General features: G+C 58.7%; 10 protein-coding genes. 3 read left to right on the top strand and 7 right to left on the bottom strand.

What is annotated here, in order from left to right:
- Window positions 1-156: 156 nt before the first annotated feature.
- Together QQL64_RS04745 and QQL64_RS04740 are read left to right on the top strand one after the other, a co-directional pair.
- Window positions 157-1,722 (top strand): carbohydrate-binding protein, encoded by a 1,566-nt coding sequence (locus tag QQL64_RS04745; RefSeq protein ID WP_284396409.1) that lies wholly within the window; start codon window positions 157-159, stop codon window positions 1,720-1,722.
- 112 nt (window positions 1,723-1,834) lie between these two features.
- The gene (locus tag QQL64_RS04740; protein WP_284396406.1) at window positions 1,835-3,661 is read left to right on the top strand and encodes an alpha-L-fucosidase; all 1,827 of its coding nucleotides are present in this window, start codon (window positions 1,835-1,837) and stop codon (window positions 3,659-3,661) included.
- 14 nt (window positions 3,662-3,675) lie between these two features.
- Here QQL64_RS04740 and QQL64_RS04735 read toward each other — a convergent pair whose 3' ends face one another.
- Window positions 3,676-5,229, bottom strand: coding sequence for a GH39 family glycosyl hydrolase (locus QQL64_RS04735; RefSeq protein WP_284396403.1), 1,554 nt, complete (start codon window positions 5,227-5,229; stop codon window positions 3,676-3,678).
- A gap of 255 nt (window positions 5,230-5,484) precedes the next feature.
- On the opposite strand from QQL64_RS04735, the gene QQL64_RS04730 reads away from it, so the two are divergent.
- On the top strand, window positions 5,485-6,279 hold the full coding sequence (locus QQL64_RS04730; RefSeq protein ID WP_284396402.1) for an SDR family NAD(P)-dependent oxidoreductase: 795 nt from the start codon (window positions 5,485-5,487) through the stop codon (window positions 6,277-6,279).
- A gap of 18 nt (window positions 6,280-6,297) precedes the next feature.
- Here QQL64_RS04730 and QQL64_RS04725 read toward each other — a convergent pair whose 3' ends face one another.
- From QQL64_RS04725 to QQL64_RS04700, 6 genes are all read right to left on the bottom strand, one after another.
- Window positions 6,298-7,641: a hypothetical protein gene (locus tag QQL64_RS04725; protein WP_284396400.1), complete on the bottom strand. Its 1,344-nt coding sequence runs from the start codon at window positions 7,639-7,641 to the stop codon at window positions 6,298-6,300.
- 56 nt (window positions 7,642-7,697) lie between these two features.
- On the bottom strand, window positions 7,698-9,935 hold the full coding sequence (locus tag QQL64_RS04720) for a glycoside hydrolase family 20 protein (RefSeq protein WP_284396398.1): 2,238 nt from the start codon (window positions 9,933-9,935) through the stop codon (window positions 7,698-7,700).
- Between the two features lie 84 nt (window positions 9,936-10,019).
- On the bottom strand, window positions 10,020-13,037 hold the full coding sequence (locus QQL64_RS04715; protein ID WP_284396396.1) for a TonB-dependent receptor domain-containing protein: 3,018 nt from the start codon (window positions 13,035-13,037) through the stop codon (window positions 10,020-10,022).
- A 140-nt stretch (window positions 13,038-13,177) separates the two neighbouring features.
- Window positions 13,178-14,845 carry an alpha-L-fucosidase gene (locus QQL64_RS04710; RefSeq protein WP_284396392.1) on the bottom strand — a complete coding sequence of 556 codons (1,668 nt, stop codon included), beginning with the start codon at window positions 14,843-14,845 and terminating at the stop codon, window positions 13,178-13,180.
- Window positions 14,842-15,939, bottom strand: coding sequence for a glucokinase (locus QQL64_RS04705; protein WP_284396390.1), 1,098 nt, complete (start codon window positions 15,937-15,939; stop codon window positions 14,842-14,844). Before QQL64_RS04705 ends, QQL64_RS04710 begins: the two co-directional genes overlap by 4 nt.
- Window positions 15,940-16,266: 327 nt before the next feature.
- Entirely contained in the window at window positions 16,267-18,855 is a 2,589-nt protein-coding gene (locus QQL64_RS04700; RefSeq protein ID WP_404601098.1) for a glycoside hydrolase family 3 protein, read from the bottom strand.
- Between the last annotated feature and the right edge of the window lie 10 nt (window positions 18,856-18,865).

The following is an 18,865-nucleotide window of genomic DNA, read 5'->3' as shown; positions in this document are numbered from 1 at the left end:
CTCTCTGATTTGAAAAGCACGAACGAAATCGGCGATGTACATCACATTCTGCCTTGGGTATGGCCGCCAAACCGGCTAGACAACGTTGTCATTCTGGGCCGATAGTAGCCAACGCTACTCGTTTGCTGCGGTTTAACTCACCCCTGGAGACAGCCCATGCATGTGAAGAAGTCGCCGATGTGGTCCGCCCTGACGCTGAGTTCCTTGAGCACCACTGTAGGAGCCGCGTTATCAACAACCTTTCTTACCGTTGCCCCTGTGCAAGTGGTGCATGCAGGGACCTCGTGTGCGGCTGCGTGGAGTTCCACCGCGATTTACACAGCGGGCAATGTCGCTAGCGAGAACGACATCAACTACAAGGCCAATTGGTGGACGCAGGGCAATGATCCTGCCACCAATAACGGCGGCCCGGGCAGCGGGCAGCCCTGGACTTCGCAAGGTGCATGCGGTGGTTCGCCGACTCCGACACCGACACCTACTCCAACGCCCACCCCTACTCCAACACCGACACCTACTCCAACGCCCACCCCTACTCCAACACCGACACCTACGCCGACCCCAACGCCATCCCCGGGTAGCTCGTCAGGCGACGTCAATTTCCATTTGCTGCTAGGTGCAGGTACTGCTCAAGACCAGATCGTCTTGACTGGGGACAACTACACCGACCTGATCATGTCCAACATGATTGCCGGTGTGATGTACGGTCACCTGGTGCAGGAGTACTACCCGGGCATGCAGTTCGACAAAGACTACTTGTACGGTTCGATCTTGGGACAGCTGCTGCAGGAAAATATCGCCACCGAATACTACGTCGATACGAGTACCTTGATCGACCCTTCGCCCGATCAAGCGGCCGTTATGGGAGTCGGCCAGGGTGGCCCGTATCAGATCAACAATTACGCCACCGACATGGTGGCCGGATCGTATGCGCCGGCGGGCCATTCGCTGATCAACTACGTCGCGATCCAGAAGAACATCGGCTACACCATGGCTACGGCAGCCACCCAATACAGCCAACCGACGCCGGCATCGTTCAACAACAAATATTACGGCCCGATGTTGACGGCGTACTTCCACTACAACGATTTCGTATCCCTGATCGTCACCGGAACGGGGCCGAACGGATGGGTAACGCCTTGGCAGCCGGCGTACGACAACGCGTTGGCAAACTTCAAGACGCTGCCGAACAACTTCCTCGATGTGTTGTTGAACGTTGCCTATAACCAGGGCTACTACGGTGGCTTGGTGAACAGTTACAGCACTTTGGGCGCGACGGCCACCGCAGCGACGGTAGCGTCGGTCGATTCGTATAGTTCGGTATGGGGTGTGCAGGACACCTATCAGCAATATCCGTATCAAGTTCACTATTACCTGGATCAGCTGTACGACAATCCGATCCCGACAACCAGTGCGACAACGTTTGCTACGCCCACCAATCATGTCAACTTGAACATGGCTGCATTGGAAAACGTTTTCTCCAACGTGTTCCAGACCATGGCTTACGTCAACAGCTCGGGCTCATCGGTCTATATTTCGGCGGCCCAGGCGCAGACGGCGTTCAATACGGCACTGACACAGGCAGGCGTTTCCAGCACGGCGACGCTGGATCTGAGCAATGCAGCGGACCGTGCGCAGATATTCGGCGTGCTGGAACATGCGATTGGCGACCTGGAGACCAACCTGGGTACGCAATTCAACGCGACGACCAATTCGCAGCTGTAAGAGCTGAGTGCGTACAGGGGCGCCGACTGCAAGGTCGGCGCCTTTTCTATGTGCTCTGCAAGCTACATCTGCCTATATGATGTCTAGAGACAGATACTCCATGGGAGAGTGCGTGGGAAACCGTTCTGTTAGCAAGCAAGCCGCACTGTGGCTACTGACCGGTGCGATGTGGTGGACGCAAAGCATCGCCGCCGAATCGTTGCCTTCCTCTGCCGTCGAAACGCCAATGGCAGCGCAGCGTCCTCTGGATCAACCTCAGCCGTTGCCTGGCCTTGGACCGAGCGCAGAAACCATAAAGGCTTGGCAGGACCGCAAATTCGGCATGTTCATTCACTTCGGCCTGTATTCGTTGGCGGGCGGCATGTGGAACGGCCGGCGCGTGGACAACGGGTATAGCGAGCAGATTCTCGCCAATGCGCCGCTACCGCCCATGCAGTACGAGGCGTTGGCCAAGCGCTTCGACCCCGTGAATTTCGACGCCGATGCGATCGTTGCCCTGGCCAAGGCCGCCGGCATGAAGTTCATCGTGATCACCGCCAAGCACCATGACGGGTTCAATCTGTTTCAAACCGCGCTAACACCCTACAACACCGTAGATGGCACGCCCTATCACAAGGACATCGTCAAACAGCTCGCTGACGCGTGCGCGCGCGGTGGCCTGAAGTTCGGGGTCTATTACTCCACCATCGATTGGCATCACCCGGGTGGAAACACTTATATCGATGGCAACAGCAATCCGATCACGCCAGCGCAAGAAGCGTTCAACGTGGCCCAGCTCAAAGAACTATTAGGCCACTACGGCCCTATCGCCGAAATCTGGTTTGACATGGGCAAGCCCACGCCAGCACAAAGTGCCCACTTTGCAGAAACCGTGCACACGCTGCAGCCGCAAACCATGATTTCCGGGCGCGTCTGGAACTACTACGGCGACTTCGCCGTGATGGGCGACAACAGCGAACCGGATGTCTCCGTGGAACTGCCCTGGCAGGCGCCCGCATCGATGTTTCCGCAAACCTGGGGTTATCGCTCATGGCAACCCAGAACCGATTTACCAGGAAAAATTCGCGAGAACATCACCCGCTTGGTTCGGGTAGTTAGCCAGGGCGGCAACTACATTCTCAATATCGGTCCGGAAGGTGATGGTTCCGTCGTGCCGTATGAAGCACAGGTGCTGGGTGGTATCGGCCAGTGGCTACAGCGCAACGGCGAAGCCATTTATGGCACGCGCAAGCAGCCGTTCGCGTCGCTGGACTTTGGCTATGCCACGGTAGGGCCGCACGCGATCTATCTATTTGTAGCCAAACTGCCACCGGATCATCGGCTTCACCTGCCCGGTGTGACGAACACCGAACTGGGACGCGCGTACCGATTGGGATTTCCGCAGGCCACGATTGACGTTCAACACGATGCGGACGGCGTAAGCATCCGTTTGGACTCGTTGGCGGGCTGGCCGAAAGCAGATGCCCACGGCCTCAACGTCGATGCATTTATGCCCGTGCTGGTGCTGCCGCTCAAAAGTCCGTTGCACGTTCGCCCCACGAGTATCGCCGCCGCGCCCGATGGTCGCTTTCAGCTGCAGCCAGCGCAGGCCGAGCACTATCTCAACTATAACGGCGAAGGCTACGAGGCCCCTGCCACGCTTTACAAACTGGTATGGCAGGCGGATGCGCAAGCGATGGATTACACAGTGACCGTCGACTACAGCCCGTTGCCACGCACTGCTCGACTCGATCTTTGGATCGACGGACAGCGCTATCCGCTGGAACTGCCGGGCGAGGTGGGCACGTCAGCGATGGCTCATCAAACGGTCCATGTACGTCGAGATCACGCGGCTCATCCTTACACCATGCAAGTAGAGCTGACACCGCCCTCGCCTTTTGAACAAGGCACACCCCTTCCGGTCACGATACGTTCGGTCGAATTATCGTTGATGCCGTGATACGCAAAGCTCGGTCAATGCAACTCAATGACTGCCAAACCTTGCGGAGGCACGTCGATGATGACGTGGCCGTCGTGGATCGCCACCGACTCAGGCGCTGCGAGTTCTCCTGCACGCCGTAGCTGCATGATCTGCTCGCGGCTGGGAAAATCCGGCCGACCCATGCGATCGAAAGCGGCGACAGCATTGCCATGGGTTTCGTCGACGCGCCACACCGTTGCCTTTGCACTCTTTGCAAGATGGGAAACATCGAGGTCGAAATGCTTGTCCTCGCCGGTTGGCTCACCCTTGGTGTAGCTGGCCGTGTCACCCACCGGTGGCGCGTAATTCCACAGCGCCAGCACCACGGCGCCGTCGGCACGACGCGTCGCGAGTGCAGAGTCCGACGACAACGGCAGGCGTGTGCTGCCCAGCTGGTGCAGCATGGCGAAGGCGTTGAACGCAGGCTTGTTGATACGATCCGCGGCAATCAGCCCAAAACCACCATAGAATGGAGTTCGCACCACACCCTGCTCTTCGAACACGTCGGAGAATGCCCAGTAGCTCATGATGGCTGCCTTGCCAGCGCATTCGCGAATCGTGTTCGCCATCCAAGGTCCCATAAACACGGTGTCGGTAACATTCGGCAGGTTCGCGTATGAGGCGTTGTATTCACTGAAGATGAGCGGCAGCTTCGGATACGGTGATGCTGCAATCTCGTCGTGCACCTTCCCTACGGCACGGCAGACCATGTCGGCACGCGAAATGTTTTCACCGGTATGAAATACGTTTTGCGCAGTATCGTCGCCATAAACATGGGCGCTGACGAAATCCACCGGCACGTTTGCCTCGTGCACATGATTAAGAAACGCCGGTACCCAAGCTGCCTGTGCCGTACTCGGCCCACCCACGCGCAAACGGGAGTTCACCGCCTTGAGTGCCCGTACCGTGTGATCGTATAGCGTGAAGTACGTCGACTGTTCGGGCGTGCCGCCCCAAAAGCTTAGATTGGGTTCGTTCCACACTTCGAAGTACCAGCTGGTCACCTCGTCCGTGCCATAGCGCGCGATCAAGTGCTGCGCAAAAGCGCGAATCATGGCGTCCCATGCGGCGTAATCTTTCGGTGGCATCACGTTGGGGTGATACCAGAATTCATGATGCTTCGACGGGTCGGAGCTCAGTGCCTCGGGCATAAAGCTGAGCTCGACGAAGGGTTTCACACCCTGCGCAAGCAAACCGTCGTAGATCTGATCGACGTAGGAGAAGTTATAGCTGATGTTGCCATCTGCACTGCGTTGCACCAACCCTACATCGTCGTCAAAGATGCCGTGAAAGCGTACGTAGCTGAACTTGGTGGCCTGCCGCACCGCATCGATGTCTTTGCGGTAGTCGTCGCGTAGCGCGAGCACCGCGCGTCCGGAGCCGAACATCTGCTCCCAGAAGTGTGGAAAATCGGTACCTTGAGCTGTGGCATCGATCTGAAGCCGCACCGTGTCGGGCGCAGGTTTGGCTGCGTGCACGGTACCCAGTGCCAGGAAAAAGACAGCGGCATATAACGCCATGCGGCGAAGTGTTGGCTGAGAGATCATGATGAATCCTCAGAATAGGCTGGCTTACCGATACGGTAGCAAAGATAGCGTAGCGACAGCGAACGCCATCAGTCCCGCATTCCACATTAGGCGCTATTTTGAAAATATTTCAACGCTTATTTTAACTTGTGGGCGAGACAAGAACCGTAAATACCAGCGTTCCAATGCCTGCCACGCTTGAATCATCCCAGACAGCCACTACTTCGAGCGTAGCCTTCGAACCACCTCAATTCCCAAATGCGGCAGGAGTACGTCATGCAAATCAATCTGAAGAATCGTCGCGCCATCGTTACCGGCTCCACCGCCGGCATCGGCCTGGCCATCGCGACAGGTCTAGCCGCGGCGGGCGCTCATGTGGTCGTTACTGGACGCACTCAGCAGCGCGTGGACGAGGCACTGGTCAGCATCGCCAAGAACATAGCGGGCGCCAACCTTGTCGGTGTGGCCGGCGACCTGGGCACGCGCAAAGGTGCCGAGCATCTGATCGCGCAAGTGCCCGATACCGACATCTTGGTGAACAATCTCGGCATCTTCGAGCCTAAAGCTTTCTTCGACATCCCCGATGAAGACTGGCAACGATTTTTCGAAGTGAACGTGATGAGTGGCGTCCGGCTATCGCGACACTATGCACAAGGCATGGCCAAGCGCGGCTGGGGACGCATCCAGTTTCTTTCGAGCGAATCGGGCGTACAGATTCCAGCGGAGATGGTTCATTACGGCATGAGCAAGACGGCCCAGCTTGCCGTGTCGCGTGGCCTTGCCGAAACGCTGGCAGGAACCGGCGTGACAGTGAATGCCGTATTGCCGGGGCCGACGCGTTCGGAAGGCGTAGGCGCCTTCTTTGCCAAGATCGCTGCCGAACAAGGTGTCTCGCAGGATCAGCTGGAACGTGACTTTATCGCCACGCATCGCCCATCGTCCTTGATCAAGCGTCTCGCCACGGTCGAGGAAGTCGCCAATCTCTGCGTCTATCTGGCGTCGGAACAGGCGTCGGCCACCACCGGTGCGGCAGTGCGCGTCGATGGCGGCGTAGTGCGGTCGATCGTCTGAATGCTGCAAACGGGTGGGTCAGTGTCTGACCCACCCGCTTCGCGCAAACGCCCATAGTCGCCGCAGCAGCAACGCAAAAAACGCGACGTCGAACGCCAGATACGCAAATTGGGCGCGCGAGACGCCGGTACCGAAAGGAAACCAGATACCGGGAACATGCAAGGCGGAGAGTTCTTGCGCGAATAAGCCGATGGCAATGAACAACACGGCGGGTAGCGCATACCACCCGTTACGTCCCTGCTTTCGTATACCCAGCGTAACGATTGCCCCCAACAACAACAGAAATAGCAGCCGTACGACACTGATCAACCCACCGAGCATGAGCGCAATCGATGGAGGCCATGTGTCGTGGGACCATGCGCTGCTGAAAAGCTGGGCGACCATATACAGCAGTGTAAGTATCAGCGCGAATTTGGGTACCCACGCCGGATGGTCGAGTTGAAACCATGACCGCCATGCCAGTGTCCAGGCACCTAAACAGAGCGGCGTCAGCAACACATAACTGACAAGTTCGAATACAGGCACGGTTTCAAACTGCCCCCAGTAGAGCGCGGCCTGATTGGCGCGATACATGCCAACAAGCAACAACGCGGCGGCCATCCATAGATAGCTGCGATTCCACCGATCGAAGGGTATGAGACTGCAGCTCATGATCGCCAAAAGCACAAACAACAGGGCTTCCACCACTTCAACCACATAGCCCTTTATCGTCTCCAACCATTGAAGTTGGTAACGCGCTTCGACATCGCTACGTTCGCCGATAGCCGGTGCAATATGCAGGCCGCCGCCATCCGGCGCGGTATCCCACGACCCCATCCACACTCTTATGGCGATTACTGAAGGGTGGCCGCCTATCAGCGTTTGCGGCAGAGAGATCAGGCGTGGCTGGATGCTGTAGACCTTCGGTGTTCGGCCGGAAAAATCGCCGATACCGTCGAGCAAACGGCCATTGAGGAAGAGTTGATAGGCGCTGTCCACATCCGGCGGCCCGCTCAATGCCAGCGCATCCCCAGCCGGTGCGTTGACATCCACCGTCAGGCGATACCACGCGTACCCGATATAACCAGGGTGTCCCCTCGCCTGCCACCCAGGCACATAACCTGTAAGGCCGACGTCGGAATCATGCGCACCCGGCAATGGCGTCAAATCCACCGTTTCCCAAGATGTGTCGTCGAAGTCTGGATTGGCCCAGTTTGGATTGTCGCCGGCATGGAATTTCCATGGACCGTTAAGTGCAATCACCGAGTGGTTCAGCGTTATTGAAACAGGACCGGTCGTGGCAGCTGAGGCGTTCCCGTGACACGCAAGCATCAACAAGATCATGATTGCCAGACAGCGGAACACAGCGGCAGCACGATACATGGAGTACCTCTCGCAATTTGACGCAACCGTTTGAAGGGATGCCGATCTTTGCGAGTTTATTGGATTAGAACTTCATCGGCGAACAACCAGATATCCGTGGCGCCTCGGGGAAAGGTTGCCGGTACTGAATCGCTCTTGTCGGCGGTGATGCGGACATAGCGGGCGACAACAGGTTTCGTCGGGCTGAAACGAATCCGTTCCACGCGTTGCACTGAGGACGATAGGTCAGCTGTCAACGCATCCTTGTAGATTTGCGTCCAATGCTTACCGTCCGAGGATACGGAGAGCACCACCTGCTTAGGTAGCAGGACTCTCGATTCCGGCGCCAACAGAAAGCCGATGCTGATCGCGTGCACGGGTATGTCTTGCTGCAGATCGATCGTTGCATCGAGGTTGCTATCGTGCCATGCCGCCCAGCGGTTATCGTGAAAATCGACACTGCCGGTTACACCATCCACTAGCACGTCGCCTGGCGCGTAACTGGATGACGGCGGCTGTGCGAACGTGATAGGGTGCCCCAGCGCCAGGTTATCGACCAACGTCATGCTGGTGGCGTTGTCGTAACGCAGCCCCTTGCGGAACGGCACGACCTTCACAGTGCCAGCCTGTTTCAGGCCCACCGCATCATCAAATGACGGCGATTCGGCGGTCGGCTCGGTGCCATCGGTGGTGTAATGATTGTGCAAATCGGCAAAGCCGCGCTTCGCTTGCAGCTGCCAGCCGTCGTGATGCGCATTCACGATAACCGAATAGTCGACTACCGGCTGTTCTTCAGGACCGTAGGCGACCTGTTGCGCGTCAAGCCAAGGATATTGGGCTTGCAAGCGCTGCTTGAAATCCGCATAGGCCGCATCGTCGTGCATGCCACCGCGCCAAAGGTTTTCCGCGAAGGCTTGCATGCGCGGATATATTTTCGACTCCGCGTTGAACGGATTCGCCCGTTCGCTCCATAGCGGCGCTTCCGCACCCAGAATCTGTGCGCGGTGAGCAACGAACGCGGCATCATCCGCCGGCGTGCTGGAATGAGTGATATCGGTGCGATAGATATTCTGGACGGTCAGCTTGTCCAGCGGCGCATCCAGGTAGAACGGCCCTGCAATGATGACGCGGTTGCCATTCTCGAGTGCTTTGCGCGCCTCATCGTCCCCGCGCCAGATTTCGATGATGGCATTTTTGTCGGCGCCGCCTTCGAGAATTTCATCCCAGCCGATAAGCGTCTTACCCTTGCCGGCAAGATAACTTTGGATGTGACGGATGAAATAGCTTTGCAGTCCTTCTTCGTCTTTAAGCCCCTGCTCGTGCATCAGCGCTTGGCAGGAGGCGCAATCCTTCCAGCGGTCTTTTGGCGTTTCGTCGCCGCCGATATGTACGTAAGGCGACGGAAACAGCGTTATCACTTCGTCCAGCACATTTTGCAGGAAGGTGAAGGTGCTCTTGTCGCCGACACAGTCGATGTCCTTGAATACGCCCCAGGTTGTCGGCACGGTTAGCGATTGCTTGGTGCACGAGAGCTCGGGATAGGACACCAACGCTGCCACGCTATGACCGGGCATTTCGATTTCCGGAATCACCGTGATGTTGCGTTGCCGTGCATAGTTCACGACGTCGCGGATGTCTGCCTGCGTGTAGAAACCGCCGTAACGGCTGCCGTCATCCTCAGTGCGCCATGCGCCGACGTCGGTGAGCTTGGGATAGTGGTTGATCTGCAAACGCCAACCCTGGTCTTCCGTGAGGTGCCAGTGGAAGGTATTGATCTTGTAGTAGCTCAATAGGTCGAGCTGCTTTTTGATAAATGAGACGGGATAGAAGTGCCGTCCGACGTCGAGCATGAAACCGCGGTAAGTGAAGGCCGGGGCATCCTCGATTTGCACAGCGGGAATGGTCCCAGGTGCGCCATGTTGAAGCGGCAGCAGCTGGCGCAGCGTTTGCACGCCCCAGAACAGACCCTTATCGGTCGACGCCTGGATAATGACACCACGCGACGTAACGGAAAGCAGATAGGCCTCATCGCCTTTTACGGTGGGATCAATCGCCAACACAATGCCATGCGCATGCTTGCTTTCGGATAACCGGATGCCCGTCTGAACACGGACCGCATCGCGCAAAAAGGAGACGATTTCGTGCGCCCGTGCATCGCTCGGAGCGTCGATACCCGTGTTGGCATCCAGTCGATAACTCCCCTGCCCAGCTTCTATATGTTGCGGTTCCGGAATGATCGAGATCTCGGCGGACGCACAAAAGCTCGTCATCAGGACCGAGGCACCCAGGCAGCAAGCACGCAACGACTTCAACATCCTCAACACTCCATCTGTTCAAACATACGGTCCAAAGCAAGCGAGCCCGGCTTTGGGCCGGGCTCGCTTGGATTGTTGCTTACATCAATCGAGCTTGTAGTCGAACGTCAGGAACATTTCGCGACCGTTGTATTCGCTGCCGGTCTGTCCCGTCGTAACGAACTCGAAGCCACCGGCGTAGTACGGGATCGAAGAGACCCTGTCGAAGATGTTGGACACCGTGAACTTCAACTTGGTATCCGGGTTGATCTGCCAGCCGACCGAGGTGTTCCAGGTGATCCACACCGGCGTATGGCCTGTGTACTCGGTGTCGTTCACGGTGACATTGGTGCCATTGACCGTCACCTGGCAAACACCGGTAGCGACCGTCTCGGTGCCACTTTGCACAGTAATCATGCTCGGCTGGACGCCGTTGGGCAGCGTATTGCAACTACCGTAGTTCGGGGCGCGCATACCGCCGTCGCGCACACCGGAGATCGATACGTCCCAATCGCCCTTGTGCCAGTCGCCGATCCACGTGATCCTGCTCGCCACATTGTTATAGCGGGTGTTTTGCAGTTCGTCGGAAGCCAGCACGCGCTGTTTGTACTCGAGGTTGTCCGTGTAGTTGATATTGGCAGTGAAATTGCCCCAATTCTCGGTCTGCACCTTGTAGTCCAGCGAAGCATCTACACCACTCACGTATAGCGAAGCTTCGTTGATCGGGCCGGACTCTTCCGAGATGATCTGGCCGTTTCCATTAACGCGCTGAACCATCTGGGTCACCATCTTGCAATACGCCGAACCCGGCACGTGCGCCGTATACGGTGACAAGGCCGATGAACCGTTTACCTGCAAGCCGGTAAGGCAACCGGCCTCGTCGACCAGCACGGTGCCTGGGTCGAGATACTGGATGGCGTTGTCCACGCCCATGTGCCAGTAGTCGGCAGAGAACGACAAGCCTTGCACGCCCGGAACCTGCCACACGAAACCATAGGTCCAGGAGTGGCCGGTCTGCGGCTGCAACAAGCGGCTGCCTTCCGTCGTCAGGTTGTAGTACTGCGACGTTGCGCGCTGCACCTGGCTGCACCATGTGCTGTTGCTCTGGCCAGCCTTGATGGCGTTAATGCACTGCAGAGGATCGACGTAATCACCGATCGGCGAGGTGGAGCCGGTCAGGTAGATAGCCTGCATGTCCGGCGCCTTGAAGTTGGTGCCGTAGCTGCCGCGAATCAGCAGACCGTCATACGGCCGCCATTCGAGGCCCGTGCCCCAGGTGCGGGCCACGTCGGCGCGGCTGGCATCGTGGTACTTGTCCAGACGGCCGGAGATGGTCCATGTCACCGAATCCAGCACCGGCACACGGAACTCGTTACCGAACGAATAGCGCTGGCGAGTGCCGCCGCCGGTGAGATACGCCCCGAACGGATTTTGGAAGTTGTTGTTATCGCCGCGCGCGTCGGGCGAGAGCAGGAAGCCGTTGTGTGCAGCTTCCAGTACCGCCGCCCAACCGATGGGCTCGTCTACCCACGGAAGCTTGTACAGGTCGCCGTTGATGCGGGCCTGCACCTGGTCCAGCCACGACGAGGAGGTGTTCTCGCCACTGACCGCGAACTGGCCGTATTGCTGCGGCGTGATGGGGTTCCACCACTGCTGCCAGTTCATGGCGTAAACGGGCAAGCCGCCGGCGGAGGTGCCCAACTGCTTGCCGAGGAAGAAGTTGTTCATGGCATTGACGTCGATGCCCGTGTAGTCCTCGCGCACAGTGTATTTCTGGGTGTTGAGGTTCACGTCCCAGTTGAATCGGCTGTCGTCGAAGCTGCCACGCAGGCCGGTCTGGATGTTCCAGTTCTGCTCGCGGTCATGGGTATTGGCAGTCGATCCCATTTCCTGCGCGGTCAACTGTCGGATGGCCTGGTTGATGACCTGCCCCGTGCTCTGGTCGTAGAACTGACCGGTCACTTCAACGGGCAACTGGGTGTTGGAGATGCCCGTCGTGTCATACAGGGCCGCCGAGCCGTAAAGCTGCAGGCTGCTGTCCTTGAAGTCGTACTCGCCGGCCACGTATGCGTTGTTGTTGATACTGCCGGGCGTCAGCACCCAATTCTGGAACAGAGCGGGCTGCGAGCAGTAGTAACCATTGTCGGTCACGCCGGTGACCTGGGTGCCAGTGGTGGTGGTGCTGTACGAGTGACTCAACTGCGAGTTCGTGAACTTCCCGCAAGTACCCGCCGGCGGGGTGATGTATTGACCCGAAGCGTTCGTCGCGGAGAGGGCAATGGCACCTTGCGCGTCGTACTGGTAGCCAAACATGCGCGACGCCGGGCTCCAGGAGCCGGGGCCCGCATCGGCCACCGAGTCCTGATATGGACGATCGCTACCCCACAACGCCGTACGGTTGGACTTCTCCAGGTTGTAGAGGACGTGCCAGTTTTCGCCGGACTTGCCACCGAAGAAATTGATGTCGCCGTAGGCGCGGCCACCGCGCGTGGCGCCACCGCCGGTCACCTGCAGCTCGTCACCCTGGTAGTTCTTCTTCAGGATCACGTTGATCACACCCGCCACTGCGTCCGAACCGTAGATCGACGAGGCGCCGGAGGCCAGGATTTCGACATGGTCGATCATGCCGGTCGGGATGTTGTTGTAGTTCTGGAAGTTGCTCTGCTTGTTCAACGGCTGCGGGTAATCCACCACGCGATGGCCGTCGATCAACAGCAGACTGAAGCCAGGGCCCACATTGCGCAGATTGACTGAGCGCGCATTGACCGAGCTGGAACCCCAAGCGGCCGGGTCCGATGACTGCTGGCCCACTTGCGGCAACGAATCCAGGAATTCCCACAGCGTGGTGAAGCCCTGTGCCTTGATCTGCTCGCCGGTGAGGGAGACTACGGGAGCCGGCCCCTCGACCTCCACGCGCGGGATCATCGAACCGGTGACCGTGACTGTCTGCAGTTTCGTCGCGTTTTTCTTGTCTGTCGGCTGCCCGTTGGACGGGGCGCTTTGCTGGTTCGTCTGCGAATTGTCGGAGGTTGTGCTCGATGTTTGTGCGAACACGCTCGGTGCGAACAACGCCAGCGCCAGCGAACTGGCCAGCACACCACGACGTAGATAGATGTTGCTCATGTTTCTCCCCTCCCGGTGGATCGAATGTGTGTATCGCTTACTGGCCCCAAAACCAGCAGCGACGCTTTTATTTGCTTACCTGCATCCGACGACAACGACGATTTGTCGGAATCAAACTCTTGTTGCTAAATGACGGCGATCTATGAGGTAGGCGCGGCGTCCTCCTTCGTGCTGCTTGCGATCGGCTTTTCGAATTCGATGCGATAAGCATACGCATGCACGCCTGGCGGCTGCGTCGGCAGATCGAGATGCAAACCGTCGGGCTGTTGCTTGAATGTCACCGGCTTGCCGGTCGCCAGCAGCGTGACCGCTTTCACCTTCATCGTCGGTGCGACCGAATGGATCAGCGCACGATGCGTCGCCGGCCATTCCATCTCGATCGCGTATAGACGTCCGTCCTTGGTGGTAAAACGGAAGTCTTCGGCGGTATAGGGCTTGGTCTTGGTGTCCTGCATGGTGCCGGCAACGACCTGGGTCGGGCCTTCACCGAAACGCTGCCATGGCCGCGTGCCATAGATCGCTTCGCCATTGGCGCCTAGCCATTGGCCGATCGCCAGCAGGATGTGCTGTGCTTCGGGCGGGATCGTGCCATCGGCCTTGGGACCGATGTTCAACAGCAAGTTGCCGTTCTTGCTGACCACATCGGCAAGCAGTTGCACCAGCTCGTCGGGCGATTTGTAGGTGTCGCCTTCGGCGTATCCCCACGAGTCGGGGCTTACCGAGGTTTCGGTTTGCCACGGTTGTGCGCGAATATCCGGCGCCTGCCCGCGTTCAATGTTCAACGTGCCCGTGCCGGGACGCATGTTGTTGAACTTGTAGTACAGCACGGGGCTCTGCCCGCGCGCCGCCGCCTGGTTGTAGTAGAACGCGGCGAATTCGGCCAATGCGCCGCGAAAGCGCGGCTGACCGACCCACCAGTCGAAGTACATCAGGTCCGGGTGGTAGTCCTGCACGATTTCGGACGAGCGCGCCAACCAGTCGTCGAGATAGGCGTCGGAAACGAAGGTCCAATCGACGTCCTGGCCGTCTTCGCCTTTGGCGGATTCGGATGGGTGCGCAGGCCCATAGAGCGCTGCATAGCGCGGATCGTTGACGTCGGAATCGAACGTGCGGCCGTATTCGTAGAACCAGTCATGCTCGGCGCGGTGCGAAGACAGGCCAAGTTTCATGCCCTGTGCACGAATCGCCTTGGCCAGTTCACCGATGACATCTCGGTGCGGACCCATTTTCACCGCAGTCCAGTCCGACAGTTTCGAGTCATACATCGCGAAGCCATCGTGATGTTCGGCGACCGGCACCACATAACGTGCACCGGCTTCGCGAAACAACGTCGCCCAGGCGTTCGGATCGAAGTGTTCCGCCTTGAACAGCGGAATCAGATCCTTGTAGCCGACCTTCGGCATCGGGCCGTAGGTGGCGATCTGATGCTGGTAGCGGTCGGAGTTCTCGCCCGTGCGTTCATACATGTGGCGCGGATACCACTCGCCCTTGTATGCAGGGACCGAATACACGCCCCAATGGATGAAGATGCCGAACTTGGCATCTCGATACCACTCAGGCGTGCGGTAACCGGTCAGGCTTTGCCAGTCCGGATCCATAGGACCCTGCCAGGCGATCTTTTGCGTCTGCGCCAGGATGGCTTTGCGCGCACCGTCGTACGGCCGATTGGCGGCGACCCATTGCCGCTCGATCGTCGCTGCATCCGGAGGCGTTGTTGCGTGGGCGCCGACGACGGCTATACCGCACAACGCTGCAACACAGCCTAGCCGCAGACCTGCATGACGCAACATGGACAAATGCGTTCTCATGCCGCCTTGTCCTGTGCATGACCATTCATCAACCAGCTCGCTGCACCGATGACAGCAAGCTGCGCGTGATCCACGACATAAACGGGGACGGTCTGCTGGAACGGACGCATCACACCTTTGTCGAGAAAGCGGCTGACGAACGTACTCTTTTCCACGAACTCGATCATCTGCGAGAGGAAGCCGCCTGCGAGGTAGATACCGCCGGTCGCGCCGTACAACATCGCCAGATCGCCCAAGAAAGAACCCAACCATCCGCAGAACAACTGCAAGGTTTCCACCGCACACGCATTCGTGCCCGCGCATGCTGCAGCCGTGATCGCGGCAGGGTCGTGGAATACGGTCGGCTGCCTTTCGAGTCGGCAGAGCGCGCCATACAGGCGCAACAACCCCGGGCCGGATAACACGTAATCGTAAGGAACATGCGTGTCGGCTTGCGTCAATTCGGCCAGCACTTGCTGTTCGCGTCCCACGCGAGCCGCCAGCTGGATATGTCCGGCCTCGGTCGCGAGCACGTTCGGCTTCGCACCAGGCAGACGCACTGCCACGCCGAGCCCGGTACCCGGGCCGACGATCACGACGGGCCCCGTGATCATCTTTTCGTTCTGTAGCGGTCTATGTAGCGGCCTAACATCGCCGACATCCAGATACGCCGTGCCATAGGCCAGCGCTTCAAAATCGTTGAGAACCTCGACGTCGCTTAGCCCCAGTTGCTTTTCGAGCGCGGCTGGCACGACGGGCCACTGCAGGTTGTTGTTGACGACCTTCCCTTCATGCAGAAAACCCGCGCAAGCGAGCGCCAGACGCTGCGGCCTGACCGCGTGCTCATGGCAAAAGCTGCGGACGATGGCATCCAGGCTCGTGTACTCGGCGCACTTGTAAACGCGGTACGCCAGCACCACGGGCGCGGCTTGGTTCGGTCGGAACGACAACAAGCCAATGCGCGCGTGGGTGCCACCTACATCGGCAGCAAGGAAAGGTTCGCTGGAAAGCGTAACCACCGTTCCGGACGGCTCGACGTCTTTTTTCTGCGCAGCATCGGACGATGAAGCATGGGCATGCTCTGCGCCGCTATATTCCCGATAGCCGTCTTTCATGCGCAGTGCAGTTCCGAGCTCAGCAACGGCGGAGCCGTCGCATCGCTGCTCAGTTGGATTGGGCTCTGCATCTACCCTCCTAATGGTCCCCAACGACTGCCTTGAATTCATCCCCGGTGCGCCCGCCTATTTCATATGTGAATATCTAATTCATATTTATTTTCAAAGAGCTTATAGGCCCGATTTAGATCGAGGCAAGTCGCAATGCAACACAATTTTGCGAATGCCGGCCCATCAGATCGCGATTACTTGTAAACCATTGTTTTGCATACACACGCCAGGACCCGTTTGCGTCCGTTTTTTGGTGTCCGGCGGCACTCTTTGCGTTCAATGCGGAAGTGCCTCATGGCCGGTGATGACGAACGTCGCCGCGACACCCTCGCTATCACCCGGCTGGCCGCCGCCGACGAACAAGCGGTAGTGCCCCGCGTCCACGTTCCTATGGCCGCTTACATCGACCGTGCTGAGTTGGCGCGGCGCAAGTTCAAAGCTCACACGACGTGTCTCCGCTGCGGCGAGGTGCACGCGGCGAAAACCCACCAGGGTGTGGCGCGGTGCCAGCGCCGAATCCGGAGCGTCCAGATAGACCTGCACGACCTCATCGCCGCTGCGGTCGCCGTCATTGCGAACGGTAGCGCTCACTGTCAGCGATGCGCCGGCTTGCAGCTCCACGGATGACAGCTGAGGCTGGCTATATGCGAAGTGGGTGTAACTCAAGCCGTAACCGAATGGATAAAGCGGCGTGCCGGAAAAATAGCGATAGGTTCGCCCCTGCATGGCGTAGCTGACGAACGGTGGCAGCTCATCGGTCGCGCGATAAAAGGTCACCGGCAAGCGACCGCCCGGGTTGTAGTCACCGGCCAAGGTCTGGGCCACGGCGAGACCACCCATTTCGCCCGGATACCAGGCGGCGAGAATCGCGTCGGCGTGGGCTTGTGCCCAATTCAGCGCCACCGCACTCCCCGACATCAAAACCACGACCAGAGGCTTGCCGCTGGCAGCGATCTGCTCAAGCACTTTCTGCTGCGCCACTGGCAAGGCGATATCGGTGCGGTCGCCGCCATGGAAACCCGGCGCATCGATCTTCAATTCTTCGCCTTCGACGTCCGGCGACAGTCCGACGAATGCGACCACGGCATCAGCGCGTTGCGCTACGGCTTTTGCTTCCGCCAACTGCGCTTGAGCGGGTGCGAGCCATTGCAGGCGCACACCTTGATCCTGTCCGCTGTGTATGAGCTCGAGGCGGATGGCGCGAGGATGCATGTCGGCGATATGCAGGGTTGCCTGCATGGGCTTATCGTCGCCGTCATTGTCGATCACCTTGCGGCCGTCGATGTACAGGCGTACCGGATCGTGCCCAGCGCAATCGAAACATCGGTCGACGTGTATCGCCAGGGTGTAATCGCCGGGCCCGGGGGGAATCAGCTCGCCGCTCCAGCGCACGGCGTAACGATCGGCACGCATGTTGTCCGCCGGTGCAACATGGTCCCAATCGAAATCGATGACGCGATCGGTACGCGTCAGTCGTGGCGTACCGTTGAAGTCGAGGTTGTCGAAGTACTGACCGAGCAGTCCGGCATGTGCCGTTGTACGTAACGCGGTCTCTGGAATGGGCACCGGTACGCCATCGGCAATCGGTGATCCTTGTGCGTAGCTGATACGCTGTGCGCCGAAGCGTTGACGCAAACCTTGCAACGGCGTGATCGGCGCGCGTGCGGTGCCGTGATAATTGGCTTCGAGGGTTTCCAAGGTATCGGCATTGGGCCCGATCACAGCCAGGTGCATGCCATCGCGGAACGGCAAGGTGCCATGCGCATTTTTCAGCAGCACCATCGATTCCAGCGCTGCCTGCAGTGCAAGCTGACGATGCGCCGGGCTATCCACCCGATCGAGACCGATGCGCGCATAAGAGTCACTTCCGTTCGTCCCCCACTCGCCGAGTTTGTAGCGCGCGGCAAACAATCGCGTGAGTGCCGCGTCGATGATCGACTCCTTGACGTAACCCTTGTGTACAGCCTCCAGCAGATCCGCATAAGCGTTGCCGCAATCGAGATCCGTACCGGCTTGGATCGCAGCGGCGGACGATTGCGCGTTATCGGGTTTGAAATGATGGAACTTGGTCATGTCGTCGACAGCATCGCAGTCGGAAACGATATAACCCTTGAATCCCCAGTCATGGCGCAGCAGCGTCGTTAGCAAGGCGGCGTCGGCACACACCGGCGTACCGTGCAGCGCGTTATAAGCGCACATGACAGAGTCCGCGTGCCCTTCAGTGATCGCCGCACGAAAGGCCGGCGTATATGTCGCCTCGAAGTCGTAGGGTGAAACGGCGACGTCGAAGCCATGGCGGCCCGATTCCGGCCCGCTGTGCACAACCAGGTGCTTGGGCGTGGCGATCGCGCGTGGATGGTCCGGATCATCGCCCTGTATGCCATGAATAAAGCTCACGGCGAGCTGGCCAGTCAGGTACGGATCTTCACCGTACGTTTCCTGTCCCCTACCCCAACGTGGATCGCGAAAAATATTGATGTTGGGCGACCAGATGGTCAGGCCGTCATAACGCACATGATCGTGACCCGCGCCCGCCGCATTGAATTTGGCTCGCGCCTCGGTCGACACCGTGGTGCCCACCCGATCCAGCAAATTCGGATTCCAACTCGCGGCAAGGCCGATCGCTTGCGGAAACACGGTGGCGTAGCCGTTGCGTGCGATGCCATGCAAACCTTCGCTCCACCAATCGTATGCCGCAACGCCAAGTCGCGGAATGGCAGGTGCACTGCTCTGCGTCTGCGAAATTTTCTCTGCCAGCGTCATCTTCGCTACCAGCGCCACGGCTTGCGTACGGTCATCTGGTGTCGAAGGAAACGCATGTGCTTTGAATACCGCCACGCCGCCCATCACTAGCAGTACGCTCATGATCACGGTG

The organism is Dyella lipolytica (assembly GCF_030160075.1).
In the GTDB taxonomy this organism is placed as follows: Bacteria; Pseudomonadota; Gammaproteobacteria; order Xanthomonadales; family Rhodanobacteraceae; genus Dyella_B; species Dyella_B lipolytica.
This window is presented reverse-complemented; position numbering and strand designations above follow the sequence as displayed.